Raw genomic sequence first — 25,273 nt, forward strand, 5'->3', positions numbered from 1 at the left:
AGTCCACCGTCCCTCGCGGAGGTGTGCCATGACGAGGAGTGAGCTCATCGAGCGCATCGCGGCGCGTGCACCCCACGTCCCGCGGCGCGAGTTGGAAGCCATCGTCCATGCCGTCTTCGACTGCATGGCGGAGGCCCTCGTGGCGGGAAAGCGCATCGAGCTGCGAGGCTTTGGCGTCTTCTCCCTTCGCACGCGCCGCGCCCGTACGGGACGCAATCCGAAGACGGGGCAGAGTGTCGCCGTGCCGGAGCGCCGCACGCTCAGCTTCGCCGCCGGCAAGGAGCTGCGCGCGCGGCTCAATGCGCCCGCGCCGAGGCAGGAGCCCGTGGGCTCCGTGCTGCCCTCGGTGGCGCTCGCCACGGCGGTGTTGCCGGTGACGTCCGTGGCGCGGTGACGGCGCGGCCAGGACGCCGCTTCCGTGAATTTGACCGGGTGGGGGGTGGGGCGTACTTTGCCTCGACGCCGACGCTACAGGCCGCAACACGGACTCGTGTGGCCCGCTCTGTCCGCGCGCGAGGATCCCTGAGTCATGCGAGACGCCCACCGGATGAAGGAGAAGTTCGACGTCTCTCTCGACAACCGGCAGATTGTGAGCCTGTTGATCGCCGGCATCGTCGTGCTCGGCGCCGTCTTCGTGTTGGGCGTCGTCGTGGGGAAGAAGCTCGCCGGTGACGTGCAGACGGCCAGCGCTCCCGATCTGCTCTCCGCGCTGGATGCCAATGCCCAGGCGCTCCAGGCCGTGCAGCACAAGGACTCCGCGCTCACCTTCCAGGACGAGCTGACGCGCAAGGCCAGCGCCGAGCCCGTCGCCGTCGCTCCGAAGCCCGCCGCTCCGAAGCCCGCCGCGCCCGTGGAGAAGCCCGCGCCCAAGCCGCCCGAGCCCGCCAGGACCGCCGCGATGGCCCCGACGCCGGACCCCGACACGGGCGAGCTGCCCCCGGAGGAGCCCGCCGAGGAGCCCCAGGCCGTCGCTGTCGCCGAGACGCCCAAGCCCACCCCTGCGCCCGTCGCGGAGAAGCCCGCCGCCGCTCCCGCCGAGAAGCCCGCCCCCGTCGCCGCGAAGCCCGCACAGGTGTCGGGCAAGGTGGAGACGGCGGCCGTGCCCACGCGGACGACGCAGAAGGAGGGCGGAGGGATGAAGGACGCCATCGCCCGCGCCGCGCAGTTGCCGGACCCGGCGGTGAAGGGTGGGGCCTTCACGCTCCAGCTGTCGGCCTTCCAGGACAAGCAGGAGGCCGACCGGTTCATGGCCCGGTTGCGTGATAGGGGCTATGCCCCCTATATCGTCACGGCGGAGGTGGCCGGTAAGGGCACCTGGTACCGCGTGCGCATGGGCACCTTCGCCTCGAAGGACGCTGCGACGCGGTATCTGTCAGACTTCAAGCGTGAGACCCAGCTCGACGCGTTCGTGGCCGGCACGAACTGAGAGCGGGCGAGGAAGACGGGAAGCACCATGACGACGACTAGGCGGGTGGAGAAGCCCTGGGGCCACGAGCTCATCTGGGCCCACACCGAGCGCTACGTGGGCAAGCTGCTGCACGTGAAGCAGGGCCACAAGCTCAGCCTGCAGTACCACAACCAGAAGGACGAGACGATCCACGTCCAGAGCGGCAAGCTGCTCTTCGTCGTCGACGAGGGACAGGGGCTCATCGAGAAGGAGATGAACCCGGGGGAGAGCTACCACATCAAGCCCCTCACCAAGCACCGCATGGTGGCCATCACCGACTGCGACATCCTCGAGGTCAGCACCCCCGAGCTGGATGACGTCGTGCGGTTGGAGGACTCCTACGGCCGCACCGGCACCAGCAAGCCGTAGTCGCTCCGCCGGGAAGGCGCGGCTCGCACTTCAGTCGCGGGCCGCGTTGTTGGGATTGCGGGTCCACTTGTCGACGGTGCCATCGCCGTCCAGGTCCTCGCCGATGCGGTCCACCTGACCGCCCTCCCAGTATTCCCAATAGTCCACGCGCCCGTCGGAGTTGGTGTCGCGCTCCTTGCGCACCAGGACACCCCGCTCGTAGAAGGTGACGCTGTCCGCGCGGCCGTCGCCGTCGAAGTCCCGCTCGCGGCGAGTGTTGGCCCCCTTCTCGTAGAAGTAGGTGGCGTCCACCTTGCCGTCGTAGTCCAGGTCCATCACCTCGCGCATCAGCGCGCTGGCCTCGTCGAAGTAGCGCGTCAGGTCCACGCGGCCGTCCCAGTTCAGGTCCAGCTCCTGGCGCACCTTGCGAAACCGCTCCTCGCCATTCGCGCCCGCGTCCGCCACCGTGTAGGTCCACACGTCCGGCTTGCCGTCGCCGTTCACGTCCTGCTGCGTGACGTGTTCGCCACGCGCGGGTTCCGGGTGGATGGCCTCGGACGAGGCGGGTGAGGACTTACCCGGGGCGTTGGTGCCGCGCTCGGCGGCCTTGTCGCTGGCGCAGCCGGTGAGCAGGCCGGAGGTCATCAACCCGAGGAAAATCCAGCGCTTGCTGCCGGTCATGCGGTGCTCCCGGGACGCAGCGGCCTCTCCGCCGAGGCGTGCGCACGAGATGCTTTCGCGCGCCACGTCATTCCATATATTTTCACATATAGCCATGGCCCGAAAGAAGATCAGCACCACCATCTACATCACCCCGGAGCAGAACGAGCTCCTCAAGGCGCTGAACCAGAAGACGAAGGTGCCCGTGGCCGAGTACATCCGCCAGGGCATCGACCTGGTCCTGGAGAAGTACAAAGCGCAGCTGCCGGGGCAGGCGACCTTCGACGAGATTTGACAGAGAGACGAGGCGCGACGTGAAGAGCATGCAGGGCAAGCGAGTGGTGGTGCTGGGGGGCGCGGGCTTCGTGGGCTCGCACCTGTGCGAGCGCCTTCTGGACGACGGTGCGGCCGCCGTGACGGCCGTGGACAACCTCATCACCGGCAACGAGGAGAACCTGCGCACGCTGAAGGGCCGGCCGGGTTTCAGCTACGTGAAGGCGGACATCATCGAGGGCATCCCGGTGAAGGAGCCCTTCGACTACATGTTCAACATGGCCTCGCCCGCGTCGCCCATCGACTACGCGAACCTCCCGCTGGAGACGCTGCGCGTGGGGTCCATCGGCACGGAGAACGGGCTGAAGCTGGCGGAGGCGAACAAGGCCGTCTTCCTGATGGCGTCCACCTCCGAGGTCTATGGAGATCCGCTGGTGCACCCGCAGCGCGAGGACTACTGGGGCAACGTCAATCCCATCGGCCCGCGTTCGGTGTACGACGAGGCCAAGCGCTACGCGGAGGCGGTGACTGCGGCCTACGGTCGCAAGGGCGTGCAGGTCCGCATCGTTCGCATCTTCAACACCTACGGCCCGCGCATGCGGCTCAACGACGGCCGCGTGGTTCCGGCCTTCGTGGGTCAGGCGCTCAAGGGCGAGGACTTCTCCGTCTTCGGCGATGGCAGCCAGACGCGCTCGTTCTGTTACGTGAAGGACCTGGTGGACGGCCTGGTCCGGCTCGCGCTGTCGGACGAGCCCCATCCGGTCAACATCGGCAACCCCCGGGAGATGACCATCCGTCAGTTCGCGGAGGCCGTGCGCACGGCGGCGGGCGGCGGGGGGAGCATCATCGAGAAGCCCTTGCCCAAGGATGATCCCAAGCAACGTCAGCCAGACATCACCCGCGCCCGCACGCTGCTCGGCTGGGAGCCCAAGGTGCCTCTGGAGGAGGGTCTGCGGGAGACCATCGCGTGGTTCCGCGAGGTTGCCGTGCGGCGATCCCCGTCATAGGTTGCCGCCGCGAGAGACTCTGAAATCAAAGACAGTTTGGCCACGGCCGGGTGGCGGGGAGACGGAAGCGTGAAAGTCCTGGTGACGGGTGGAGCGGGCTTCATCGGCTCGCACGTGTGCGACGAGTTCCTGAAGGCGGGACACGAGGTCATCGCGTTGGATGACCTGTCGGGTGGCAAGAAGGAGAACCTGGACCCGCGCGTCCGGCTGGCCGTGCATGACATCCGCAGCCGCGAGGCCGCGGAGCTCATCAAGTCGGAGAAGCCCCAGGTGCTCTGTCACCTGGCGGCGCAGATGGACGTGCGGCGCAGCGTGGATGATCCGGGCTTCGACGCGGATGTGAACATCCGCGGCATGCTGAATCTACTGGAGGCCTCGCGCGTCGCGGGCGTGAAGAAGGTCATCTTCAGCTCCACCGGCGGCGCCATCTACGGCGAGCAGGACGTGTTCCCCGCGCCGGAGTCCCACGCGACGCGCCCGGTGTCCCCGTACGGGGTCTCCAAGGCGGCGGGGGAGCTGTACCTGGGCTACTACCGGGCCCAGTACGGCCTGCCGTACGTCGCCCTGCGCTACGCCAACGTGTACGGCCCGCGACAGAACCCGCATGGCGAAGCGGGCGTGGTGGCCATCTTCTGCCAGCGCCTGCTCTCCGGGCAGGGCTGCACCATCTTCGGTGAGGGCAAGCAGACCCGCGACTTCGTCTTCGGGCCCGACGTGGCCCGGGCGAACCGGCTGGCCTTCGAGAAGGACTACGTGGGCGCCATCAACATCGGCACCGGCGTGGAGACCGACATCAACCGCCTCTATGCGCTGCTGGCAGAGGCCGCGGGTTCGACGGCCGCCGTGGCCCACGCGCCCGGCAAGCCCGGCGAGCAGCTGCGCTCGTGCATCGACAACTCGCTCGCGAAGAAGGTGCTCGGCTGGGAGCCGTCCGCCGACCTGCGCGAGGGGGCTCGCCGCACCGTCGCCTACTTCCGCGAGAAGGCCGAGCCGGTCCGCGTCCACGGCTGAGGCTGGCTGACGGGAAGCTGGGCAGGGGAGTCCGGGAGGAAGTCGCCTCCCGGACGGGGCCTCGTGCCCTGTCGTCCCCGGGTGGCCGGGCGTCCGTTCAGGGGAGCACGGTGGTTGGGGGAACAATCGGGCGCCCCCGACGGGTTGCTCGTCTGGCGGGCGTTCGCGCGTAGATTTTCGCGCGGTTCGATGTTAGGCACGCCCGCTTCTTCCGACGAGCGCCACGAACATGCCGGCTGAAAACGCGCACATCCGCAACTTCTGCATCATCGCCCATATCGACCATGGAAAGTCGACGCTGGCTGATCGCCTCCTCGACAAGACGGGGACGCTGAGCAAGCGCGAGGCGCAGGCCCAGTTCCTCGACAACATGGACATCGAGCGCGAACGGGGCATCACGATCAAAGCCCAGTCCGTGCGGATGAACTACACCGCGAAGGACGGCAAGCAGTACGTCCTCAACCTCATCGACACGCCGGGGCACGTCGACTTCGCGTACGAAGTCAGCCGCAGCCTGGCCGCGTGCGAGGGCGCGCTCCTGGTGGTGGACGCGTCGCAGGGCGTGGAGGCGCAGACGCTGTCCAACGTCTACATGGCGTTGGACCACGAGCTGGAGATCATCCCGGTCATCAACAAGATCGACCTGCCCAGCGCGGACGTCGACCGCACCCGCGCGGAGATTGAAGACGTCATCGGCATCGACGCCTCCGTGGCCGTGCCCGCCTCCGCGAAGGAAGGCATCGGCATCCACGAGATTCTGGAAGCGGTGGTCGCGCGCGTGCCGCCGCCGACGGGCTCGCCGGACGCGCCGCTCAAGGCCCTCATCTTCGACTCCTGGTACGACAACTACCGGGGTGTGGTGACGCTGGTGCGCGTGCTGGAAGGCACGCTCAAGCTCAAGCAGAAGATCAAGCTGTTCAGCAACAACAAGGTCTTCGAGGTGCAGGAGCTGGGTGTCTTCACCCCGTTCTCCCGCCCCGTGACGCAGCTCATGGCCGGCGAAGTGGGCGTGCTGGTCGCCAACATCAAGGAGCTGCTGGACGCGAAGGTCGGCGACACCGTCACGGAGGAGGCCCGTCCGACGCAGGAGCCGTTCCCGGGCTTCCAGGAAGTGAAGCCGATGGTGTTCTCCGGCATCTTCCCGATCGAGTCCGACCAGTACGAGAACCTGCGTGACGCGCTCGCGAAGCTGAAGCTCAACGACTCCGCCTTCACGTACGAGCCCGAGTCGTCCACGGCGCTCGGCTTCGGCTTCCGCTGCGGCTACCTGGGCCTGTTGCACATGGAGATCGTCCAGGAGCGCCTGGAGCGCGAGTACAACCTGAACCTCATCACCACCGCGCCCAGCGTGGTGTACCAAATCACCAGCGGCAAGGGTGACGTCCAACTGGTGGACAACCCCGCCAAGCTGCCGCCGGTGCAGAACATCGCGAAGTTCGAGGAGCCCATCCTCACCTGTCACATCCACGTCCCCAATGACCACCTGGGCGCCATCCTGAAGCTGTGCCAGGACCGCCGTGGTGTGCAGAAGGACATGAAGTACCTGGGCAGCAGCGGGCAGCGCGTGCAGGTGACGTACGAGATGCCGATGGCCGAGGTGGTCTTCGACTTCTTCGACAAGCTCAAGAGCGTGTCGCGCGGCTACGCCAGCCTGGACTACGAGCTGACCGGCTACCAGGAGGCGGATCTGGCGCGCCTGGACATCCTCATCAACGGGGAGCCGGTGGACGCGCTGAGCGTCATCGTGCACCGCGAGCGCGCCTACCTGCGCGGTCGCGAGGTCTGCGCGAAGCTGAAGGAAGTCATCCCGAAGCAGATGTACGAAGTGGCCATCCAGGCGGCGATCGGCGCGAAGATCATCTCCCGTGAGACCATCTCCGCCATGCGCAAGAACGTGCTCGCCAAGTGCTACGGTGGTGACATCAGCCGCAAGCGCAAGCTCCTGGAGAAGCAGAAGGAGGGCAAGAAGCGCATGAAGCAGGTGGGTACGGTGGAGATTCCGCAGGAGGCCTTCCTCGCGGTCCTCAAGTCGGAGCAGTAGCCATGAACGCTGCCAGTCCTTCCGCCAACCCTCCCGCGAAGCTGGCGACCGCGATGGCGGCCCGGCGCACCCCTGAACAGGTGCGCGCGCGCCGTAAGTTGCTGTGGCGCGAGATGCTCACCAGCCTGTGGGCCCCGCTGTGCATCGTCGCCCTGGTGCTGTTCCCGTACACGACGCTCATCGAGTTCGTGCCCACGGCGGCCGCCTGGGCCCAGCCCGCGATGAAGGGGCTGGGGCTGCTGATGGTGGCGTACTTCGTCGCGCTGCTGGTGTGGCGCAACGTGTCGCCCCGCGAGAAGCAGCTGCGCCGGCTGCGGCACGAGGCGCATGAACTCATCTCCGAGAACGAGCGCATCCTCCAGAAGCCGCAGGTGCGCGAGAAGCTCTCCCCGGCGCTGACGGAGCAGATCACCGAGCAGGCGCTGAAGGTGGAGTCAGCCTCGGCCGAGGGAGATCTGGAGAAGCTGGCCCGCGAGGTGAGGGCGCTGGAAGCGCTCACCTCCCAGCACCTGGGTGCGTTCCGCAAGGAGTCGCCCATGGATTTCGTGGGCGGCTTCGTGAAGATGTTGCTGGTCGCCCTGGTGTTCCGGACGTTCATCGTGGAGCCGTACCGGATTCCCTCCGGCTCCATGCTGCCCACGCTCCAGATTGGCGATCAGGTCTTCATCAACAAGTTCATCTACGGGGTGCGCGTCCCGTTCGCCAACGTGGTGCCGTTCGTCATCGTCCGGCCTCCGGGGCGCGGGGACGTCATCGTCTTCAACAACCCCGTCAACGAGGCCACCGACTACATCAAGCGCGTGGTGGGCGTTCCCGGCGACACCGTGGAGATCTTCGACGGCGTGGTCCACATCAATGGCCAGCCGCAAACCCGCGAGAGTGTCGACAGCGAGTACATCGTCCACAACATCACGGATGCCGGTCAGTGGTACGACCAGCAGGAGTCGCTGTACCGGGAGAACCTGAGCGGCGTGCCGCACAGCGTGCTCCAGACGCCCTCGCGGATGCCTCGGCACGAGGGGCCCTACGTGGTGCCCGAGGGTCAGGTCTTCGTCATGGGCGACAACCGCGACAACAGCTCCGACAGTCGTCACGGCCTGGGCATCACCGGCTACGGCAAGACGGAGTTCGTGCCCTACGGCCACATCAAGGGCAAGGCGATGGTGGTCTGGCTGTCGCTGGGCTACCACGGCCTGCTGCACGGCCTGTTCGGTGGCACGGGTCTCCGGTTGGACCGCTTCTTCGAGCCCGTGCGCTGACCCACACCCGGGGGGCAGGCGACCCGCCACGCCTCGGACGGTGCTTGACGCGCCGCACGGCCCGGGGTACGCGGCGCCCCCGGCCATGAGACACCTCCTTGGAATCGAAGGCTGGCGCCGGGACGAGCTCGAAGCAGTGCTCGACAGGGCGCGCGCGCACCTGCCTGGTGGTCCAGACGTCACCCACACCCTGCGCGGCAAGGTGGTCGCCAACCTCTTCTTCGAGGACTCGACCCGGACGCGCACCTCGTTCCACATGGCCGCCCGAGGCCTGGGCGCCGGCGTCCTCAACTGGAGCCCCTCCGGTTCGTCCACCTCGAAGGGCGAGACGCTGCTGGACACCGCTCGCAACATCGAGGCGACGGGGCCCGTGGCCATCGTCATGCGCCACCGCTCGTCCGGTGCGCCCCACCTGGTGGCCAAACACGTCCGCTGCGCCGTCATCAACGCGGGGGACGGCACCCACGAGCACCCCTCCCAGGCCCTCCTGGACGCCTTCACCCTCCGTCAGCACTGGGGCAGCCTGGACGGCCGCACGGTGCTCATCGTCGGGGACATCCTCCACAGCCGCGTGGCCCGCTCCAACCTGTGGTGCCTGAAGGCCCTGGGCGCGCGGGTGGTCTTCTGTGGTCCGCCCACGCTGGTGCCCCCGGGACTGGAGTCGCTGGGCGCCGAGGTGACGCACAACCTGGACGCGGTGCTGCCTCAGGCGGACGCGGTGATGTGCCTTCGCCTGCAGATGGAGCGCATGGGCGAGGCGTTCCTGCCCTCGACGAAGGAGTACTCGCGCCTGTTCGGCCTCACCCCGGCCCGAGAGGACAGGATGAAGGCGGGCGCGCTGGTGATGCACCCGGGCCCCATCAATCGAGGCCTGGAGCTGGCGCCCTCGGTGGCGGACGGGCCCCGCAGCGTCATCCTGGAGCAGGTTTCCAACGGCGTCGCCGTGCGGCGGGCCATCCTCGAGGTGTGCGCGTCATGAGCTCCACGGTGCTTTTCCGGAGAGGGCGCGTCATCGACCCGCGCAACGGCGTCGATGGAGTCCGCGACGTCCTGGTGCGTGACGGCAAGGTGGCGGAGGTCTCCGACGCGCCGCTCCCCGTGCCCCCGGGCGCGGAGGTGGTGGAGGCCGCGGGACGCTGGGTGCTGCCGGGTTTCATCGACCTGCACGTCCACCTGCGCGAGCCGGGCGAGGAGGGCAAGGAGACCGTCCTCACGGGCTGCCGCGCCGCCGTGGCGGGAGGCTTCACCGCCGTTGTCGCCATGCCCAACACCAAGGTCGTCAACGACAGCGGGCTCGTCACGGAGCTGGTGCTGTCGCGCGCTCGCGCCGCCGGCCTGTGCCATGTGTACCCCGCGGGCGCCATCACCAAGGGCCTCAAGGGCGAGGAGCTGGCGGAGACGGGCGAGCTGGTGTCCTCCGGCTGTGTCGCCATCACCGATGACGGCCGCCCGGTGATGAACGCCGCGCTGATGCGCCGCGCGCTCCAGTACGCCACGCTCTTCGGCGTGCCCGTGATGGTGCACGAGGAGGACCTGACGCTGTCCGCCGGTGGCGCCATGCATGAAGGCACCACGTCCACGCGCCTGGGCCTGCGCGGCATTCCCGCCTCCGCGGAGGTGGCCATGGTGGCGCGAGACCTGGTGCTGCTCGAGGAGACGAAGGGCCGCCTGCACATCGCCCACGTGTCCTGCGAGGGCAGCGTGCGCCTCATCCGCGAGGCGAAGCGCCGGGGCCTGCTCGTCACGGCCGAAGCCACCCCGCACCACGTCATCCTGGATGACCGGGCGGTGGGGGACTACGACACCCACGCGAAGATGGCGCCGCCCCTGCGCGCGGACCGGGACGTGGAGGCGCTGCGCGAGGCGCTGGTGGATGGCACCGTGGACGCCATCGCCACGGACCACGCGCCCCATGGCGTGCTGGACAAGCAGGTGGAGTTCGAGAAGGGCATCAACGGCATCGTCGGGCTGGAGACGGCCCTGGGGCTGACGCTGGAGCTGGTGCACTCGGGGCTGTTGGGCGCGAAGCGGGCCGTGGAGCTGTTGACGCACGGCCCGGCGAAGGCGTTCGGCCTGCCGGGCGGTCACCTGGCTCCCGGGGCCCCGGCGGACATCACCGTGGTGGACCCCTCGGAGGAGTGGACGGTGGATGCCCACCGGTTCTATTCCCGCAGCCGGAATACGCCCTTCCATGGCCGTAAGCAGAAGGGCCGCGTGGTGCAGACCTGGGTTTCTGGCCGGAAGGTGTTCTCCGACGGCCAGGTGAAGGAGTCACGGTAATGACGAAGCGGGCAGTGCTCGCCCTGGCGGATGGCACCACCTTCGAGGGCCGTGCCTTTGGCTCGGTCGGCGAGACGGTGGGTGAGGTGGTCTTCAACACGTCCATGTACGGCTACCAGGAGATCCTCACGGACCCCTCGTACGTCGGGCAGATCCTCACCATGACGTACCCGGAGATGGGCAACGTCGGCGTGACGCCGGAGGACGAAGAGGCCGGCAAGCCGCACGCGGTGGGCATGGTGGTGCGCGCCCTCGCGAGCCAGCCGTCCAACTGGCGCGCGCGCGAGTCGCTGGATGCGTACCTCAAGCGCCACAATGTCGCCGGAATCGAAGGGCTGGATACCCGCCGCCTGGTGCGCCACCTGCGCACGCATGGCGCGCAGATGGGCGTCATCTCCAGCGAGGGCCTGTCCCCGGCCGCGCTGTCGGAGCGCGCTCGCACCGCCCACGGCATGGAGGGCCTGGACCTGGCCAGCGGCGTGTCGGTGAAGACGCCGTACACGTTCACCGCGCCCTCGCCGGACGTCTTCACGGGCATTGGCGAGGCCCACCCCCAGGGCGACCCGCGCTTCGACGTGGTGGCCTACGACTACGGCCTCAAGAAGTCGATGCTCCACTTCCTGGTCGACGTGGGCTGCCGCGTGACGGTGGTGCCCGCGCACACCACGGCGGAGGAAGTGCTGGCCCGCAAGCCCCACGGCGTCTTCCTGGCCAACGGCCCCGGAGACCCGGCGGCGGTGAAGGGCGCGGACCGCACCGTGGCGGCGCTCCTGGGCAAGGTGCCCGTGTTCGGCATCTGCCTGGGCCATCAGATCATGGCGCTGGCGCTGGGCGGCCGGACGTACAAGATGAAGTTCGGCCACCGTGGCGGCAACCAGCCCGTGAAGGACCTGACGACGGGCAAGGTGGAGATCACCGCGCAGAACCACGGCTTCGCCGTGGACGACGCCAGCCTCAAGGGCAAGGCCGTCGTCACGCACATCAACCTCAACGACGGCACGGTGGAGGGCCTGGCCGTCCCAGATGCGCGGGCCTTCAGCGTGCAGTACCACCCCGAGGCCTCTCCCGGCCCGCATGACGCACGCTATCTCTTCGGTCGCTTCGCGAAGCTGATGGCGGGGTAGGATGACCGACCTTCTATGGACTCCCCGCTGTCACCGCTCTCCTACCAGCCGTACCTGGACCAGCTCATCGCCTTCGGCAGCGTGGAGTCGCGGAAGGCGGACCTGCTCGAAGCCAAGGCGGAGTACTTCCGCCTGACAGGCGAGGTCTTCGAGGACGACAAGCTCTTCGAGCTGCGCATGGCGTCGTTCCTCGACTACTACCTCTATGACCGCGTCTCGCCTGGAACGGGCAAGACGCCGGCCGTGGAGTTCTACGAGCAGCGCCTGGCGAACACCTCGCCCGAGGAGTCCAACGCCTTCCGCAGCTTCACGGAGACGGTCCACGGCATTTTCGAGGTCCGTAAGCTGGGCAAGGGCCTGGTGCGCCTGCGCGACATGTACTCGGGCAAGGACTTCGACGTGACGGAGCGGCGCAACATCGCCGGGCTGGAGACGGGCGACATCCTCGAGGCCCGCCTCATCCCCTTCGGTGGGCACCTCCTATTCACCTCTTCCTTCTGCTACCACCCGCGCGCCGCGGTGAAGTCCATCAAGGCCGAGGTGAAGCGCCGCAAGAAGAAGGAGCCGGAGCGCACGCCCAACGAGCTGGTCTGGGAGTGCGCCCGTCGCGCCCTCAACATGGAGCGCTACCGTCAGCTCGCCGTCGAGAAGATCTACGACTTCGAGCAGAAGGTGCTCTGAGTGACGACGTCCACCGCGCTCACACGCGGTGGATGCTCATCAGATTGGTGTTGCCCGGTACGTTGAGCGGCACTCCCGCCACCACGACGACGGGCGCGCCCACCTGGCAGATGCCTTCGCGCAGGCACAGCTTGCGCACCTGCCGCAGCATGGCGTCCGTGGACCTCACGCGGGGCACTTGGAGTCCCGTCACGCCCCAGTACAGCGCCATGCGGTTGACGGCGGCCTCGTTCGGCGTGAGGGCGATGATGCGCGCGTGGGGCCGGAACTCGGAGATGAGGCGCGCGGTGTGGCCGCTCTCCGTGTACGCGACAATCGTCTGGATGTTGAGCTGGCTTGTCGCCGCCACCGCCGCCGCCGCGACGCCCGTGCCCAGGTCCTCCGAGCGCTCGAAGGGGGAGTGGTGTTGGTGTCGCACCACGCCGCGCTCCGTCTCCTCGACGATGCGGGCCATGGTGGACGCCGCGTCGATGGGGTAGCGCCCCGCGGCCGTCTCGCCGGACAGCATCACCGCGTCCGCGCCGTCCAGGATGGCGTTGGCGACGTCCGACACCTCCGCGCGCGTGGGGCGCGGGTTGCTCACCATGCTCTCCAGCATCTCCGTGGCGACGATGACCAGGCCGCCCATCTGGTTCACCACGCGCACCATCCGCTTCTGGATGGCGGGCAGTTGCTCCAGGGGCATCTCCACGCCCAGGTCCCCACGCGCCACCATGATGCCGTCCGCGGCCCGGGCGATGGCTTCGAGCTGGTCCACGGCCTGGGGCTTTTCAATCTTGGCGATGAGCGGCGTCTTGTTCTTCGCCACGTGCTTGCGGGCCCGGTGGATGTCGTCCGCCGTGCGCACGAAGGACAGCGCCACGTAGTCCACGCCCACGTCCTGGCCGAACGCCAGGTCCACCTCGTCCTTGGGCGTAATCGTGGGCACGGACATGGGCGAGCCCGGCAGGTTCAGCCCCTTGTGGTCCTTGAGCAGGCCGCCGATCTCCACCTCGCAGAGGACGTCCTGGCCGGCCACCTTGCGCACGCGCAGCCGCACCCGGCCGTCATCCAGGAGGATGGCCTCTCCGGGCTTCACGTCCTTCGTCAGCGACTTGATGGGGGTGGGGATGATGGAGCCCTGGCCCAGCACCGCGCGCGTCGTCACCGTCACGCGCTCGCCCGGCTTCACCGTGAGCTGTCCACCCTCGAACTTTCCGAGGCGAATCTTGGGGCCCTGGATGTCCTGGAGGATGGCCACCGGCAGCTTCAGCCGCTTGGCCGCCTTCCGGATGAGGGCCACCCGCTGGCGGTGCTCGTCGTGCGTACCGTGCGAGAAGTTCAACCGCGCCACGTTCATCCCCGCGCGGATGAGGCCTTCGATGACCTCCAGCGAGCTCGATGCGGGCCCCAGGGTGCAGATGATCTTCGCCTTGCGCATATGTGCGCGCATCCTAGGCGGCGGGGTGCGTGGCTTGACAGTCTCGCGCCCGGGAGACTAACTCTTTGCCCCAGGCGCGGTGCCGACCCCCGGGTTGGACCCACGCCAGCGTCTTGCAGGCACTCGATGTTCGAGAGAGAAAGCCCGGCTTCCCTGGGAGGGGGGGCCGGGCTTTCTCGCACCTGTCGATGGCTCTGCTCGCCCCCGGCTCGAAGCCTAGAGGTCTATCTTCTTGCCGGTGCCCTGCGGCGCGCCGAGCGGCGGGTGGCCAGGCGGAAGGGCCTCCGCGTCCATGTCGATGGGCGGATTGCCGGGCGCGGGCATCCCAGGAGGCGGCATCGGGGCGGGCTCTTCCATCTGTCCGCCAGGGCCACTGCCACCCACGCCGGGCCCGCCCTTCTGGAGGGATTCAATCTCCTCCCGGCTGATGCCGGCCAGCGTCAGCACCTTGCGCGTGACGCGGATGCGGGCATGGCTGGTGAGGGCCATGGCGATGGAGTCCGACGGGCGGGCCTCCAGCGTCATCTTCTTCGCACCCTGCTCCAGGAACACGCGGCCCGAATAGACGTTGTCGCGCAGGTCGTCGATGCGGACCTCCGTCACCTTGGCGCCGAGCTGGTCGACGACGTCGTCCAGGAGGTCCTGGGCGAGCGGCTGGGGCGGCTCGCGCTCCGCCAGTCGGAAGGCGATGGAGACGGCGGAGGCCTCATCCACGAAGACGGGGAGGACGACCTGGCGGTCCTTGGTGGTGAGCACGACGGCGTGCGTCTGGGCCTCCACCAGCGGGACGACGTCCTGCACCTCCAGTTCGACCAGCTCGTTGCAGGCCTTGGGGTCGCCTCCGTGCTCGGTGATGCACGGTTGCCCGGAGTCGCCCGGGAGTGTGGCCGCGATGGCCCCGGGAGCACTGAAGGCGGGGAGCATCAGCACCCCCCCGAGCGCCAACAACAGCGCCGACAGGGGGGCGAAGAAGAAAGTGGCGCGGTTGGGTGTTCTCACACCCTGAAACTACGCACCCGCCACCCTGTCGGGAGGGTAGCGATTCAGCCCGGTTGCCCTGGACGGCGGGAAACGGCCGCCCGGAGGGCAAGGGAGCGGACGTCAGGGACGCTCGTCCTCATCCTCGTCGTCGTAGTCCTCGTCGTCCTCGACGTCCTCGTCTTCATCCTCGTCGAGGTCGTCGTCCTCGTCGTCGGATTCCTCATCCTCCTCTTCGTCCTCTTCGTCGATCGTGTCCGCGACGTCCTCCGACTCCAACGTCATGGAGACGGCGAACTTCTTGTCGAGCACGGCGATCTGCGCGCGCATCTCCGAGAGCGCGGCGACGAAGTCCTCCGAGAGATTCGCGGGCGCTTTCGCGTCGCAGTGAGGACAGATGATCTTCTCCGTCCCCTCGATGAGGTCTTGAACGTCAAGCTCGAAGCTTGCCTCGCACTTCTGGCAGGTGAAGTCGATGCTCATGGTCGGGCGCGGCATACAAAGCCATCCAACCAGCTGTCAACGTCCGCGAACCGGGGGCGTGGTCGGGACGCCCCTACATCCGCTAACCTTCGTCGGATGGACCTCCCGAAGACGATGGTGCATGCCCTCCATGACCGGGCCGCGCAGCAGGAGCATCGGCCGGCCCTCTGGACCCGCCGGGGCCACGGCTATGTCCCCACCTCCTGGTTCGAATATGCCCAGCGGGTCAAACGCTTCGCCCTCGGCCTGAGGACGCTCGGGTACGGGGAGGGCCAGCCGCTGGGCATCATCAGCTTCAACCGCGAGGAGTGGCACGTCGCGGACCTGGCCGCCATGGCGCTGGGAGGCGTCCCGGTAGGTCTGTACACCACCAGCGCGGTGGAGCAGCTCGAGTACATCCTGGGCCACTGTGAGGCCACCGTCCTCGTCGTGGAGAACGAGAAGCACCTGCGCACCGGCCTCGCCCTGCGCGAGCGCCTGCCCAAGCTGCGCCACCTCATCATCCTGGACGCGCCGTCCACGCCGCTGCCGGAGGGTGTCCTGCGCTACGCGGACGTCCTGGAGAAGGGCACGGGGGTGGACGACAAGCCCTACTGGGACAGCGTCAACGCGCTGAAGCCGGAGGCGCTGGGCACCCTCATCTACACCTCCGGAACGACGGGCCACCCCAAGGGGGTCATGCTCAGCCACTACAACCTGTCCTGGACGTCCCGGCAGCTCATCACCGCCGTGGACTTCAAGCACCAGCAGGACTCGGTCATCATCTCCTATCTGCCGTTGTCCCACATCGCCGAGCAGGTCATCTCCCTGCACTGCCCGCTGATACTGGGCATCCAGGTGTACTTCGCGGACTCGGTGGAGGCGATGCCGGCGAACCTGAAGGACGTGAGGCCCACGTTCTTCTTCGGCGTGCCGCGCGTGTGGGAGAAGTTCAAGGCCAAGGCGGAGGAGGGGTTGCGCGGCCAGCCCCCCATGAAGCGCCGCATCGTCTCCTGGGCCCGGGGCGTCGCCTCGGAGCTGCATGCCCGCGCCCAGCGCCACGAGCGCATCCCGGTGCTCCTGGAGGCCCAGTACCGGCTGGCCCAGCGGCTGGTGTTCGAGCCGCTCAAGACGCGCATCGGCATGGAGCGGGTGGATTTCTTCGCCACGGCGGCGGCCCCCATCGGCCGGGACGTGCTGGAGTTCTTCGCCTCCATCGACATGTTCATCCACGAGGTGTGGGGGATGACGGAGGTGGCGGGCCCGGGCACCGTGAATACGCGCGAGGCGGCCCACCTGGGCACCGTGGGGCGCCCGCTGATTGGCGTGGAGGTCCGCATCGCCGAGGACGGGGAGATCCTCGTCAAGGGCGGCAACGTGTGCATGGGCTACTACAAGAACCCGGAGGCCACCGCGGAGCTGCTGGAGGGCGGGTGGCTGCACACCGGTGACGTGGGCCAGCTCGACGGCGAGGGTTACCTCCACATCACCGGCCGCAAGAAGGAGATCATCGTCACCTCCGGCGGGAAGAAGACGGCGCCCGGCAACATCGAGGAGCTCATCAAGTCCCTTCCTGGGGTGGGCCACGCGGTGGTGGTGGGCGAGCGGCGCAACTACCTGGTGGCCCTGCTGGCGCTGGACGTGGAGAAGTGCCGTGCCCTGGCGCAGCAGAAGGGCTGGCCCGAGGACCTGAAGACGCTCTCCCACGACGCGCGCCTGCGCCAGCTCATCCAGGAGGGGTTGGACCGCGACATCAACCCGAAGCTGTCCCGCTTCGAGTCGATCAAGCGCTTCGTCATCCTGGAGCAGGACTTCACCGTGGACGCGGGCGACCTGACGCCCACCCTGAAGGTCCGCCGCAAGGCCGTGGAGCAGAAGCACGCCGGGCTCATCGAATCGATGTACGCCGAGTCCACCGCGGCCCAGACGGGCTGAAGCGGGGCGGTGCGGGCGACCCCGAGGCGCTGGGGTCGCCAGGTGGGCCCGCAAAGAGAAAGGGGCGGGGAACCTCGCGGTCCCTCGCCCCATCTCACTTCATGCCCAGGGGTGTGAGGACAGGCCGCCTACTTCACGGCGCGCTTGTCCATGGCGACGTAGTCGCGGCGCTTCTGGCCCGTGTAGATCTGACGGGGACGCGCGATCTTCTGCTCGGAGTCCAGGACCATCTCCTCCCACTGCGCGCACCAGCCCACCGTGCGGGGAATGGCGAAGAGGACGGGGAACATCTCGGCCTGGAAGCCCATCGCCTCGTAGATGAGGCCGGAGTAGAAGTCGACGTTGGGGTAGAGCTTGCGCTTGACGAAGTACTCGTCCTGCAGCGCGATGCGCTCCAGCTCCACGGCGAGCTCCAGCAGCGGGTTCTTGCCCGTCACCTCGAAGACCTCGTCCGCCACGCGCTTGATGACCTTGGCGCGCGGATCGTAGGACTTGTAGACGCGGTGGCCGAAGCCCATCAGCTTCTTCTCGCCCTCGCCGCTCTTCACCGACTTGATGAAGTCGGGGACCTTGGAGACGTGGCCAATCTCGCGGAGCATGCGCAGCACCGCCTCGTTGGCGCCGCCGTGCAGCGGACCGTAGAGGGCGCCGATGCCCGCCGTGACGGCCGAGTACGGGTCCACTTCCGACGAGCCCACCGTGCGCACGGACGTCGTCGAGCAGTTCTGCTCGTGGTCCGCGTGGAGGATGAAGAGCACGTCCAGCGCGCGTTCCAGCACCGGGTGGACCTTGTAGGTCGTGGTGCCGATGCGCTTCACCATCGCCAGGAAGTTGGCGACGTAGGACAGGTCATTGTCCGGGTAGATGTAGGGCAGGCCCATCGTGTGCCGGTAGGAGAACGCGGCGAGCGTGGGCATCTTGGCGATGAGCCGGGTGATCTGGATGCGACGGCTCAGCTCATCCTTGGTGTTCTTCGCGTCCGGGTAGAAGCTGGACAGCGCCGCCACGGTGGAGCCCAGCATGGACATGGGATGCGCGTCGTAGCGGAACCCATCCATGAAGGACTTCACGTTCTCGTGCACGAACGTGTGGTGCGTGACGAGGTGGACGAACTGCTCCAGCTCCTTCGGGGTCGGCAGCTCTCCGTTCAGCAGGAGGTAGGCGACCTCCAGGTAGCTGGACTTCTCGGCCAGCTGCTCGATGGGGTAACCGCGGTACTCCAGGATGCCTTTGTCACCATCGATGAAGGTGATGGCGCTCTTACAGTTCGCGGTGTTGAGGAACGCCGGATCGTAGCCCATGAGGCCGAAGTCGTCGTCCCCGACCTTGATCTGTCGGAGGGCGTTGGTGCGAATACAGCCGTTCTCGACCGGGACCTCGTACGTCTTGCCGGTCCGATTGTCGGTGATCGTCAGCGTGTCCTTGGGCATGGGCGGAGATTTCACAGGGCGCAGATCGCTTTCAACAAAAAAGAACGATAAGTCGGATGGGGAGACACTGATGGTTCCTACGGCTGCTCGGAAATACGTGCTCCCGAGCGGGACAGCTGCCGCCAGAAGCCCGGAAAACTCTTCTCGACACACTCGGGGCCGGTCAGGACGAGGGTCGCTCCGGACAGCACGCTGAGTGTCGCGGCCGTCATCGCCAGGCGGTGGTCACCCCGGCTGTCCATGGTGAACCGGGCAGGAGGGGCCGCGGGAGGCGTCAGGTGGAGGATTTCCCCCTGGAGCTCCGCCGTCCCTCCGTAGGCGCTGACCAGGTCTCGGATACCTTCCAGCCGGTCGCTTTCTTTCAATCGGAGAATTCCGACGTCCGTCAGCGTGGAAGGCGCGGGGAGCACACAGGCGAGCGCCGCCAGGGTTGGCAGCAGGTCCGGACACTCCTTGCCCGAAGCCCGCAAGCCTCCCGCCGGGTGGCCCGTCACCTTCAACGTGTGGGCCGGACCTGTCGGCGTCGTCCCCAGGCCCACCTGCTCGATGAGGCGGAGGATGGCCTGGTCCGGGTGGGCGCTGGCCGCGTCGGCTCGCTCCACCGTGCCCCCAGCCTTCCAGGCGATGAGCAGGAGGTAGCCCAGCGACGACCAGTCCCCGGGGAGCGAAGGGACGCTCGGAGGGGGCGTGTAGCCGGAGACGGTGTATCGGGAGTCGGACTTCTGGACCTCGAAGCCGAAGCGCTCCAGCCACGTGAGGGTGAGCTCCAGGTAGCCGGCGCTCGTCAGCGTGCCTTCGATTTCGACGCTCCACGCCCGGCGCTCTCGCAGGAACAGCGCGGCGCAGCCCAGGAGCAGGCTGGATGCGTACTGGCTGCTCTGGTCGCCGGGCACCCGGAAGACGGGCGACACCTTCGAGGTGTCCGTTGGCGCGGACAGCTCCACGGGCCAGGGCTGGCCCTCGGTGAGCGTGAGCCCCGCGGGACCGAGTGCGTCCTTCAGCGAGGTGAAGAGTGGGCCGTGGGGACGCTCACCCAGGCGAGGCGTGCCGGTGAGGCGCACGCGAGCACCCGGCGTCACCGCGACCTGGGTGGCCAGGATGCGGAAGGGGGCGCCACCGTCCGCGCAGTCCACGTCACGCACGGGCCCGGCGGGCAGCCGCAGGGCTTCCACGCCCCGGCGCAGCACTCGCACGTCGGCGGGGAGGTCCTCGTCCGCTTCGGCCTGGACGGAGGGCAGGGGCCAGGCGCCCGTGAGGTGACCCAGGACCAGGGCGCGCTGCGCGTCCGATTTGGAGACGGGCGGGGTGAGCGGCGAGGCCACGAGGTGGCTCGGGTCCAACAGGATGCGACGGGTGCTCATGCTCACGGGCGCACCGCCTTCGTCCACGCCGGCCACAGCTCGCGCCACGTGGACGCGGCCACGTCGCGGACCTCGGTGGCGCCGATGGCCGTCAGGAGCACCATGCGCAGCTCGCCCCGGGCTCCGGCCTTCTTGTCGGCGTCGAGCAGCGTGGCGATGTCCTTCAGCGATGGGCGGCGCAAGAGGCCGGCGACTCGCTCACGGTCGAGGACGCCCGGGCCGTCGATGAGGGCGCGCTCGACCTCGGCGGCCACGGGCTCTGGAGTGACGCCCAGGTGGCGACCCACGTCCAGGGCCAGGAGGATGCCCAGGCCCACGGCGTCACCGTGGGACAGCTTGAAGTGGGACACGCTTTCCAGCACATGGCCGAAGGTGTGGCCGAAGTTGAGCACCCGGCGCAGGCCCTTGTGCTCGTACGGGTCCTGCTCGCACACGCTCTCCTTGAGGCCGCGCGCGTCCTTCACCAGCTTTTCGAGAGCGGGCGGCTTGCGCAGGTAGCGGCGGAAGAGGGCCGCATCCAGGCTGATGACCATCTTCCACGCCTCGAGCGAGCCCTCGCGAATCTGGGTCGGCGACAGCGTGGCGAACAGCTCCGGGCAGATCCACGACTCCTCGGCGTAGTGGAAGACGCCGGCGGGGTTCTTCACCACGCGGCCCTTCACGGTGAGGTCCACCGCGCCCTTGCCACCCAGGCTGCTGTCGACGGCGGCGAGCAGCGTGGTGGGCACCTGCACCAGCCTCACACCGCGCTTGAGCAGGTGCGCGGCGACGGTGGAGACATCGCCCACGGTGCCTCCGCCCACGGCGAGCAGCGTGCCGGAGCGCGGCAGGGACAGCCCCGCGGCGAGCACCTTCTCCAGGGCCTTGAAGCTCTTCGCGCTCTCTCCGCCCACGAGCTGGACGATGGCGCGAGGGTTCTGCGCCTCCAGCGCGGGGATGAGTCCCGGGTGGAGCCGGGCGACGGTGCGATCCACCACCGCGAGGCTGCCTTCAGGAAGGCGTTTGGCGAGTCGCGAAAACGGACCCCAGCGGTCGTTGGGAGGACGGTAGGCGCCGGGAGGGTAGGGGCTCATAGGGTGTTGGGGCGTGCGTTCATCTGTTGGACGAGGTCTGCGATGACCAGTGACACCATGGACTCCAGCACCGGAACGGCGCGGGGCATGATGCACGGATCGTGACGGCCACCCTTCGCGTGGTCCGCCAGCGTCGCTGGGGGTTTGAAGAAAGCGCGGACCTGGAGCGGCTCACCGTTGGTGAGGCCACCCTGGATGCCGCCGTAGACGTCCTTGACGGAATGGAACTGGGTGCCCGGCTGGCCAATGCGCTGGAGCAGATCCGGAGGACCCCAGATGACACCCGTGATGGCGCCCACGCTGCCCAGCGCCTGGGCGATGAGCGCCTTGATCTTCCCGAAGATGGGCTCGCCCAGTCCCACGGGCAGCCCCTCCACGCGGATGTCGATGGAGCCACCGAGACTGTCGCCGGCCTCCTTCGCGGAGAGGATGCGGCGGGACATCTCCTCGCGGACCGCCTCGTCGGGGCAGCGCGTGGGGTGCGCATCCACCATGGCGCGCGTGAGGCCCGGCGCGGGCACGGAGGCGATGAGGTCACCGACCTGGGACACGTACGCGACGGTGCGCACGGTGGGCATGTCCCGCTCCAGATAGGCCTCAGCGATGGTTCCGCCGATGACGCGGCAGAGCGTCTCGCGTCCGCTGGTGCGACCGCCGCCGCGGTGGTCTCGGTGCTTGTATCGCTCGCGCCACACGGCGTCCGCGTGGCCGGGCCGGTCCACCTGCTTGAGCTGCTCGTAGTCGCCCGAACGCTGGTTCGTGTTGCGCACCATGGCGGCGATGGGCGTTCCGAGCGTCTTGTCCTCGAAGACGCCGGAGAGGATCTCCACCCGGTCTGGCTCGTTGCGAGGGGTGACGAGGGCGGACTGGCCGGGGCGGCGCCTGTCCAACGCGGCCTGGAGGCGCTCTTGCGTGAGGGGCACGCCCGCGGGGCAGCCGTCCACCACCGCGCCGAGCGCGGGGCCGTGGCTCTCACCAAAGGTCGTCAAACGGAAGAGGACTCCGAAGGTGTTCATGTCGCGGTCTCCCAAAGCTGTCGCTGCCGCCGGGCCTGCGCGACGAACCACGCCGCACCCAGCAGGACCGGGGTGCCGCCGCGCCGCGTAATCTCCGCCGCGATGCGTCGGCCGGGCGCACCGTATGCGATCACCGCGACGCGTGCTCGCTCGAATCGCAGGGAATCCGGCGGCTCCACATGGACCGGCCAGGTCCAGACGCCTGAGCCGGTGAGGGGGGCCTGGATGTCCGCCCGACGAAGGATGCGCAGGGCTTCACCGCGCTCGGTCGCCACGGTGCGCAGCGCGGACGTGGCGCCCCCGTCACCGAGGACGAAGACCTCCTTCGAGCCCAGGCGCTCCAGCACCTTCCGGGCGCCCTCGGTGTCCGTGTTGAAGGACTCCCACCGGGTGCCCCGGCGGACCAGGGTGTTGATGGCGTCCAGTGACGAGCCCGTGTGCCGCGCCAGTGGCATCTTGAACGGGCTGGTGACGGCGAAGCCCGCGTAGTGGGGCAGGAGCGAGTCCAAGAGGGCCTCGACGGGGCCGTCCGCGGGAATGTCGATGCGATCAAAAGGCTGCCGGTGGATGCGAGGCGAGCGCGAGTGGGCGATGGACATCCCGAAGATGCCCAGCCGCAGCGGGGCCGGCAGTGTGGTGCGGTCCGCGCCGCGCCACTCCCGAACCACGTCGTCGAGGAGTCGCTGTCCCGGCGCAGCGGCCCAGGAGCCGCCAGCGGCCACGTAGTCGAGCATGTTGTTCCGGGCGAGCACGGCGCGCGCGGGCAGCGCCACCGCGCCCATGCCGAGCACCGTGACGCGAGTCACTCCGAACCGGTCCGCCAGCCTGCTTTGCGTCTCCAGCAGGGTGCCGACATGGTCCGGATGAGTCATCGGCTCCACGTGTTTCACCAGCGCGTCAGCGGGCACGTCGCGTTCCCACAACCGCAAGGCTTCGTCGGTGGTGAGCTGTCGGTCCGCATGGTGCGACGCGAGCAGCTTGCCGGAGGGTGCATCGAGCGAGCCCTGGTGCCCGGTGGCATCCATCAAGTCCCGGTCCACGCGCCACGCGGCGAGGACCCAGGCGGCGGGCAGTGGCTTGCCACGCTCGGAGACGAGCAGCGGGAGGACGGCCGCGAGCGCAGCCGGGTCCACGGCCTCCGGGGCGTGCAGGTCCGTGCGAATCTCCAGCACGTCGGCGCCGCGACGCTGGCACTCCCGGGCGAAGTGGACGGCGTCAGTGCCGAGCAGGGTGGGAGGCAGCGTCACGATACGCCGTGCGGGCGTCACGGGGACTCCTCGAGGTGGAGGCAGCCCCGGAGGAAGTCCACCAGGGCGACGGTGGGAACGCGGGCGTGGAGGGCCTCGCGCTCTTGGAAGACGGAGGAGAGTTCCTCCTCCAGGGAGAGGCCCGGACGCAGCCGGGGTCGGGTCCGGTCGTGGAGCAGTCGCTCCCGGTAGGTCTCGAACGTCACCGGGATGAGCAGGGTGAACATCCCCTCCAGCGCGTCCGGGTGGTGCGAGAGGAAACCGCCCCCCACCGCAACGAGGGTTCCGGAGGGAAGCTCCAGGAGCGCGCGGCGCTCGGCGGCGCGGAACTCCGTGGGCGCCTCCGCGACCCACTTGCGCAGCGGGCGGCCGTGGGTCTGCTCCAGGTGGGTGTCCAGGTCCAGGCCCCGCCGCGCGAGCAGTCCGCCGACTCGGGGCAACAACGTGGATTTGCCCGCGCTGCGATGGCCACACAGCACCACCGTCTGTCCCGCGGCCGGGCGAGGCGTGGGCCCCGGACGCGCGACGGCTTCTCTCAGCGTCGGCGCGAGCCGGGGATCCACTGAGTTGAGGACATGCTCGACGAGTCTTCTCTGGCCTTCAGCGGACGATGCCGACATACACGTTCGCCGTTCCGAACATCAGCGGATGCGCGCTTCGCTCCGCATATGCGCCGGACTGGTCCATCAGCGACAGGAAACGGTCTCCGGCGGGGAAGGCCGCCGAAGTGCGGGGCAGGTACTCATAGGCCGCGCGGTTGCCGGTGAGCAGGCCGCCAATGGCCGGCATCACCGTCTTGCTGTAGAAGCGGAAGAGCGCTCCGAAGACGCCGTTGGGCTGACCGAACTCCAGCACCACGACGCGGCCTCCCGGCTTCACCACGCGCCCCATCTCGCTGAGGCACTTCACCGGGTCATCCACGTTGCGGATGCCGAAGGCGATGGAGGCCACGTCGAAGCTGTTGTCCGCGAAGGGCAGCGCCATCGCGTCGGCGACCTGGAAGTCCACCTGGAGGCCCGCCTTGGCCGCCTTCGCGGGGGCGCTCTCCAGCATCTCCGGGCAGAAGTCCGTGCCGACGACGCGGCCGTTGCTTCCCACCTTCCGCTTGAAGACCAGCGCCAGGTCTCCGGTGCCGGAGGCGCAGTCGAGGACGCTGTCGCCTTCCTTGGCCCGGCTGAGACGCACGGCCGTCCGACGCCACAGGCGGTGGATGCCGAACGACAGGACCTCGTTCGTCACGTCGTACCGCGTGGCGATGGAGGAGAACATCTGACGGACTTCGGTACTCATCGCGCCCTCACGACCTGGGCCGGACTCTCCGGCCGCCAAAGGTGTCGGCCCACCGCGTCTAGCACGGCTGGCAGCCGCTGCATCAACGTTTGAAAGCGCTCCGGTGTCAGGGCCTGTGCCCCATCGCACAGCGCCTGCTCCGGCTTCGCATGGACTTCAATCAACAACCCATCCGCCCCCGCCGCCGCCGCCGCCAGGGACATGGGGAGGATGAGCTCCACCTGTCCCGTCGCGTGCGAGGGGTCGACGATAACGGGCAGGTGTGTCCGCTGCTTGGCCCAGGCGACGGCGGCCAGGTCCAGCGTGTTGCGCATCTCCGTCTCGAACGTCCGGATGCCCCGCTCGCACAGGAGGACCTGCTCGTTGCCGCCCTCGAGGATGTACTCGGCCGCCAGCAGCCACTCTTGAACGGTGGCGGACAGCCCCCGCTTCAGCAGCACCGGGCGGCGTATCTTGCCCAGCGCGCGCAGCAGGGAGAAGTTCTGCATGTTTCGCGCGCCCACCTGGAGGATGTCCGCGGACTCCGTCATGAAGGGAATCTGCGCGGTCTCCATCACTTCACTGATGATGGGCAGCCCGTGGCGGCGCCCGGTGTCGGCCAGCAGCTGCAGCCCCGGCTCTCCCATTCCCTGGAACGCGTAGGGACTGGTGCGAGGCTTGAACACGCCACCTCGGAGGATATGGGCACCCGCTTGAGCCACGGCGGCGGCGGTCCGGTCGACCTGCTCCACACCCTCCACGGCGCAAGGGCCAGCCATGACGACGAACCCCGGGCCGCCTACCTCCACGCTGCCCGCACGCACCCGCGTCCCTTCGGGTCGGAACGCTCGGAGCACGCGCCGCGCACCCGTGTCCTTCCCGGCGTTCGCCGGCACGGATTCGTCTGGCTGCTTGCCTCCCACGAGCCCTCCCATCCACCGAGTTCAAGAG

Annotated in this window: 25 protein-coding genes; 13 read left to right on the forward strand and 12 right to left on the reverse strand. The window is 68.5% G+C overall.

Annotated features, from left to right (window positions below):
- The first annotated feature begins 28 nt into the window (after nucleotides 1-28).
- From HUA74_RS16770 to HUA74_RS16780, 3 genes are all read left to right on the forward strand, one after another.
- Nucleotides 29-394 (forward strand): integration host factor subunit beta, encoded by a 366-nt coding sequence (locus HUA74_RS16770; RefSeq protein WP_141647739.1) that lies wholly within the window; start codon nucleotides 29-31, stop codon nucleotides 392-394.
- 135 nt (nucleotides 395-529) lie between these two features.
- Nucleotides 530-1,426 (forward strand): SPOR domain-containing protein, encoded by an 897-nt coding sequence (locus HUA74_RS16775; protein WP_174455323.1) that lies wholly within the window; start codon nucleotides 530-532, stop codon nucleotides 1,424-1,426.
- A gap of 27 nt (nucleotides 1,427-1,453) precedes the next feature.
- Nucleotides 1,454-1,816, forward strand: coding sequence for a cupin domain-containing protein (locus tag HUA74_RS16780; RefSeq protein WP_141646421.1), 363 nt, complete (start codon nucleotides 1,454-1,456; stop codon nucleotides 1,814-1,816).
- A gap of 30 nt (nucleotides 1,817-1,846) precedes the next feature.
- Here the strand turns inward: HUA74_RS16780 and HUA74_RS16785 are convergent, their stop codons facing one another.
- Nucleotides 1,847-2,476 (reverse strand): hypothetical protein, encoded by a 630-nt coding sequence (locus tag HUA74_RS16785; RefSeq protein ID WP_141646422.1) that lies wholly within the window; start codon nucleotides 2,474-2,476, stop codon nucleotides 1,847-1,849.
- Between the two features lie 94 nt (nucleotides 2,477-2,570).
- On the opposite strand from HUA74_RS16785, the gene HUA74_RS16790 reads away from it, so the two are divergent.
- The 9 genes from HUA74_RS16790 to HUA74_RS16830 all read left to right on the forward strand — a co-directional run bounded on the left by HUA74_RS16790 (nucleotide 2,571) and on the right by HUA74_RS16830 (nucleotide 12,131).
- A complete protein-coding gene (locus HUA74_RS16790; protein WP_044281109.1) occupies nucleotides 2,571-2,750 on the forward strand; it encodes a ribbon-helix-helix domain-containing protein in 180 nt (59 codons plus the stop codon).
- A 28-nt stretch (nucleotides 2,751-2,778) separates the two neighbouring features.
- On the forward strand, nucleotides 2,779-3,735 hold the full coding sequence (locus HUA74_RS16795; protein ID WP_141646438.1) for a UDP-glucuronic acid decarboxylase family protein: 957 nt from the start codon (nucleotides 2,779-2,781) through the stop codon (nucleotides 3,733-3,735).
- 69 nt (nucleotides 3,736-3,804) lie between these two features.
- The gene (locus HUA74_RS16800) at nucleotides 3,805-4,746 is read left to right on the forward strand and encodes an NAD-dependent epimerase/dehydratase family protein (protein ID WP_141646423.1); all 942 of its coding nucleotides are present in this window, start codon (nucleotides 3,805-3,807) and stop codon (nucleotides 4,744-4,746) included.
- Nucleotides 4,747-4,975: 229 nt separating this feature from the next.
- Nucleotides 4,976-6,787 (forward strand): translation elongation factor 4, encoded by a 1,812-nt coding sequence (lepA, locus tag HUA74_RS16805; protein ID WP_141646424.1) that lies wholly within the window; start codon nucleotides 4,976-4,978, stop codon nucleotides 6,785-6,787.
- A 2-nt stretch (nucleotides 6,788-6,789) separates the two neighbouring features.
- Nucleotides 6,790-8,046 carry a signal peptidase I gene (lepB, locus tag HUA74_RS16810; RefSeq protein ID WP_174455324.1) on the forward strand — a complete coding sequence of 419 codons (1,257 nt, stop codon included), beginning with the start codon at nucleotides 6,790-6,792 and terminating at the stop codon, nucleotides 8,044-8,046.
- 85 nt (nucleotides 8,047-8,131) lie between these two features.
- Nucleotides 8,132-9,025: an aspartate carbamoyltransferase catalytic subunit gene (locus HUA74_RS16815; RefSeq protein WP_141646426.1), complete on the forward strand. Its 894-nt coding sequence runs from the start codon at nucleotides 8,132-8,134 to the stop codon at nucleotides 9,023-9,025.
- On the forward strand, nucleotides 9,022-10,326 hold the full coding sequence (locus tag HUA74_RS16820) for a dihydroorotase (RefSeq protein ID WP_141646427.1): 1,305 nt from the start codon (nucleotides 9,022-9,024) through the stop codon (nucleotides 10,324-10,326). The genes HUA74_RS16815 and HUA74_RS16820 overlap by 4 nt, the downstream gene beginning before the upstream one ends.
- Nucleotides 10,326-11,450, forward strand: coding sequence for a glutamine-hydrolyzing carbamoyl-phosphate synthase small subunit (gene carA / locus HUA74_RS16825; RefSeq protein WP_174455325.1), 1,125 nt, complete (start codon nucleotides 10,326-10,328; stop codon nucleotides 11,448-11,450). The genes HUA74_RS16820 and carA overlap by 1 nt, the downstream gene beginning before the upstream one ends.
- A 15-nt stretch (nucleotides 11,451-11,465) precedes the next feature.
- Nucleotides 11,466-12,131 (forward strand): hypothetical protein, encoded by a 666-nt coding sequence (locus HUA74_RS16830; protein ID WP_141646429.1) that lies wholly within the window; start codon nucleotides 11,466-11,468, stop codon nucleotides 12,129-12,131.
- 19 nt (nucleotides 12,132-12,150) lie between these two features.
- Here HUA74_RS16830 and pyk read toward each other — a convergent pair whose 3' ends face one another.
- The 3 genes from pyk to HUA74_RS16845 all read right to left on the reverse strand — a co-directional run bounded on the left by pyk (nucleotide 12,151) and on the right by HUA74_RS16845 (nucleotide 15,027).
- Entirely contained in the window at nucleotides 12,151-13,551 is a 1,401-nt protein-coding gene (gene pyk / locus HUA74_RS16835) for a pyruvate kinase (protein WP_174455326.1), read from the reverse strand.
- Between the two features lie 216 nt (nucleotides 13,552-13,767).
- Entirely contained in the window at nucleotides 13,768-14,475 is a 708-nt protein-coding gene (locus HUA74_RS16840) for a bifunctional nuclease family protein (protein ID WP_141646440.1), read from the reverse strand.
- Nucleotides 14,476-14,652: 177 nt separating this feature from the next.
- Nucleotides 14,653-15,027, reverse strand: coding sequence for a hypothetical protein (locus HUA74_RS16845; protein WP_181791072.1), 375 nt, complete (start codon nucleotides 15,025-15,027; stop codon nucleotides 14,653-14,655).
- Between the two features lie 99 nt (nucleotides 15,028-15,126).
- On the opposite strand from HUA74_RS16845, the gene HUA74_RS16850 reads away from it, so the two are divergent.
- Nucleotides 15,127-16,926, forward strand: a complete 1,800-nt coding sequence (locus tag HUA74_RS16850; RefSeq protein ID WP_254625094.1) for a long-chain fatty acid--CoA ligase — start codon at nucleotides 15,127-15,129, stop codon at nucleotides 16,924-16,926.
- 128 nt (nucleotides 16,927-17,054) lie between these two features.
- Here HUA74_RS16850 and HUA74_RS16855 read toward each other — a convergent pair whose 3' ends face one another.
- From HUA74_RS16855 to aroF, 8 genes are all read right to left on the reverse strand, one after another.
- Nucleotides 17,055-18,356 carry a citrate synthase gene (locus tag HUA74_RS16855; RefSeq protein WP_174455329.1) on the reverse strand — a complete coding sequence of 434 codons (1,302 nt, stop codon included), beginning with the start codon at nucleotides 18,354-18,356 and terminating at the stop codon, nucleotides 17,055-17,057.
- A gap of 77 nt (nucleotides 18,357-18,433) precedes the next feature.
- Nucleotides 18,434-19,717, reverse strand: a complete 1,284-nt coding sequence (locus HUA74_RS16860) for a 3-phosphoshikimate 1-carboxyvinyltransferase (protein WP_174455330.1) — start codon at nucleotides 19,715-19,717, stop codon at nucleotides 18,434-18,436.
- A gap of 2 nt (nucleotides 19,718-19,719) precedes the next feature.
- On the reverse strand, nucleotides 19,720-20,790 hold the full coding sequence (locus tag HUA74_RS16865; protein WP_174455331.1) for a 3-dehydroquinate synthase family protein: 1,071 nt from the start codon (nucleotides 20,788-20,790) through the stop codon (nucleotides 19,720-19,722).
- Entirely contained in the window at nucleotides 20,787-21,806 is a 1,020-nt protein-coding gene (gene aroC / locus HUA74_RS16870) for a chorismate synthase (RefSeq protein WP_174455332.1), read from the reverse strand. Before aroC ends, HUA74_RS16865 begins: the two co-directional genes overlap by 4 nt.
- Nucleotides 21,803-23,074, reverse strand: coding sequence for a shikimate dehydrogenase (locus tag HUA74_RS16875; protein ID WP_174455333.1), 1,272 nt, complete (start codon nucleotides 23,072-23,074; stop codon nucleotides 21,803-21,805). The genes aroC and HUA74_RS16875 overlap by 4 nt, the downstream gene beginning before the upstream one ends.
- A complete protein-coding gene (locus tag HUA74_RS16880) occupies nucleotides 23,071-23,616 on the reverse strand; it encodes a shikimate kinase (RefSeq protein ID WP_246137561.1) in 546 nt (181 codons plus the stop codon). The genes HUA74_RS16875 and HUA74_RS16880 overlap by 4 nt, the downstream gene beginning before the upstream one ends.
- A 37-nt stretch (nucleotides 23,617-23,653) precedes the next feature.
- The gene (ubiE, locus tag HUA74_RS16885; RefSeq protein WP_141646435.1) at nucleotides 23,654-24,343 is read right to left on the reverse strand and encodes a bifunctional demethylmenaquinone methyltransferase/2-methoxy-6-polyprenyl-1,4-benzoquinol methylase UbiE; all 690 of its coding nucleotides are present in this window, start codon (nucleotides 24,341-24,343) and stop codon (nucleotides 23,654-23,656) included.
- A complete protein-coding gene (gene aroF / locus HUA74_RS16890) occupies nucleotides 24,340-25,257 on the reverse strand; it encodes a 3-deoxy-7-phosphoheptulonate synthase (protein WP_174455334.1) in 918 nt (305 codons plus the stop codon). The genes ubiE and aroF overlap by 4 nt, the downstream gene beginning before the upstream one ends.
- Nucleotides 25,258-25,273: the final 16 nt, after the last annotated feature.

Source organism: Myxococcus sp. CA051A (assembly GCF_013336705.1).
GTDB lineage: Bacteria > Myxococcota > Myxococcia > Myxococcales > Myxococcaceae > Myxococcus > Myxococcus llanfairpwllgwyngyllgogerychwyrndrobwllllantysiliogogogochensis.

Excerpts from the sequence above, each read along its gene's own strand:
- HUA74_RS16795 (WP_141646438.1), top strand. The coding sequence starts at position 2,779 with ATGCAGGGCAAGCGAGTGGTGGTGCTGGGGGGCGCGGGCTTCGTGGGC.
- HUA74_RS16845 (WP_181791072.1), bottom strand. The coding sequence starts at position 15,027 with ATGCCGCGCCCGACCATGAGCATCGACTTCACCTGCCAGAAGTGCGAG.
- lepB (WP_174455324.1), top strand. The coding sequence starts at position 6,790 with ATGAACGCTGCCAGTCCTTCCGCCAACCCTCCCGCGAAGCTGGCGACC.
- ubiE (WP_141646435.1), bottom strand. The coding sequence starts at position 24,343 with ATGAGTACCGAAGTCCGTCAGATGTTCTCCTCCATCGCCACGCGGTAC.
- HUA74_RS16865 (WP_174455331.1), bottom strand. The coding sequence starts at position 20,790 with ATGAGCCCCTACCCTCCCGGCGCCTACCGTCCTCCCAACGACCGCTGG.
- HUA74_RS16850 (WP_254625094.1), top strand. The coding sequence starts at position 15,127 with ATGGTGCATGCCCTCCATGACCGGGCCGCGCAGCAGGAGCATCGGCCG.
- aroC (WP_174455332.1), bottom strand. The coding sequence starts at position 21,806 with ATGAACACCTTCGGAGTCCTCTTCCGTTTGACGACCTTTGGTGAGAGC.
- lepA (WP_141646424.1), top strand. The coding sequence starts at position 4,976 with ATGCCGGCTGAAAACGCGCACATCCGCAACTTCTGCATCATCGCCCAT.
- HUA74_RS16775 (WP_174455323.1), top strand. The coding sequence starts at position 530 with ATGCGAGACGCCCACCGGATGAAGGAGAAGTTCGACGTCTCTCTCGAC.
- HUA74_RS16830 (WP_141646429.1), top strand. The coding sequence starts at position 11,466 with ATGGACTCCCCGCTGTCACCGCTCTCCTACCAGCCGTACCTGGACCAG.
- HUA74_RS16770 (WP_141647739.1), top strand. The coding sequence starts at position 29 with ATGACGAGGAGTGAGCTCATCGAGCGCATCGCGGCGCGTGCACCCCAC.
- HUA74_RS16815 (WP_141646426.1), top strand. The coding sequence starts at position 8,132 with ATGAGACACCTCCTTGGAATCGAAGGCTGGCGCCGGGACGAGCTCGAA.
- HUA74_RS16780 (WP_141646421.1), top strand. The coding sequence starts at position 1,454 with ATGACGACGACTAGGCGGGTGGAGAAGCCCTGGGGCCACGAGCTCATC.
- aroF (WP_174455334.1), bottom strand. The coding sequence starts at position 25,257 with ATGGGAGGGCTCGTGGGAGGCAAGCAGCCAGACGAATCCGTGCCGGCG.
- HUA74_RS16855 (WP_174455329.1), bottom strand. The coding sequence starts at position 18,356 with ATGCCCAAGGACACGCTGACGATCACCGACAATCGGACCGGCAAGACG.
- HUA74_RS16840 (WP_141646440.1), bottom strand. The coding sequence starts at position 14,475 with ATGCTCCCCGCCTTCAGTGCTCCCGGGGCCATCGCGGCCACACTCCCG.
- HUA74_RS16860 (WP_174455330.1), bottom strand. The coding sequence starts at position 19,717 with ATGAGCACCCGTCGCATCCTGTTGGACCCGAGCCACCTCGTGGCCTCG.
- HUA74_RS16785 (WP_141646422.1), bottom strand. The coding sequence starts at position 2,476 with ATGACCGGCAGCAAGCGCTGGATTTTCCTCGGGTTGATGACCTCCGGC.
- pyk (WP_174455326.1), bottom strand. The coding sequence starts at position 13,551 with ATGCGCAAGGCGAAGATCATCTGCACCCTGGGGCCCGCATCGAGCTCG.
- carA (WP_174455325.1), top strand. The coding sequence starts at position 10,326 with ATGACGAAGCGGGCAGTGCTCGCCCTGGCGGATGGCACCACCTTCGAG.
- HUA74_RS16820 (WP_141646427.1), top strand. The coding sequence starts at position 9,022 with ATGAGCTCCACGGTGCTTTTCCGGAGAGGGCGCGTCATCGACCCGCGC.
- HUA74_RS16790 (WP_044281109.1), top strand. The coding sequence starts at position 2,571 with ATGGCCCGAAAGAAGATCAGCACCACCATCTACATCACCCCGGAGCAG.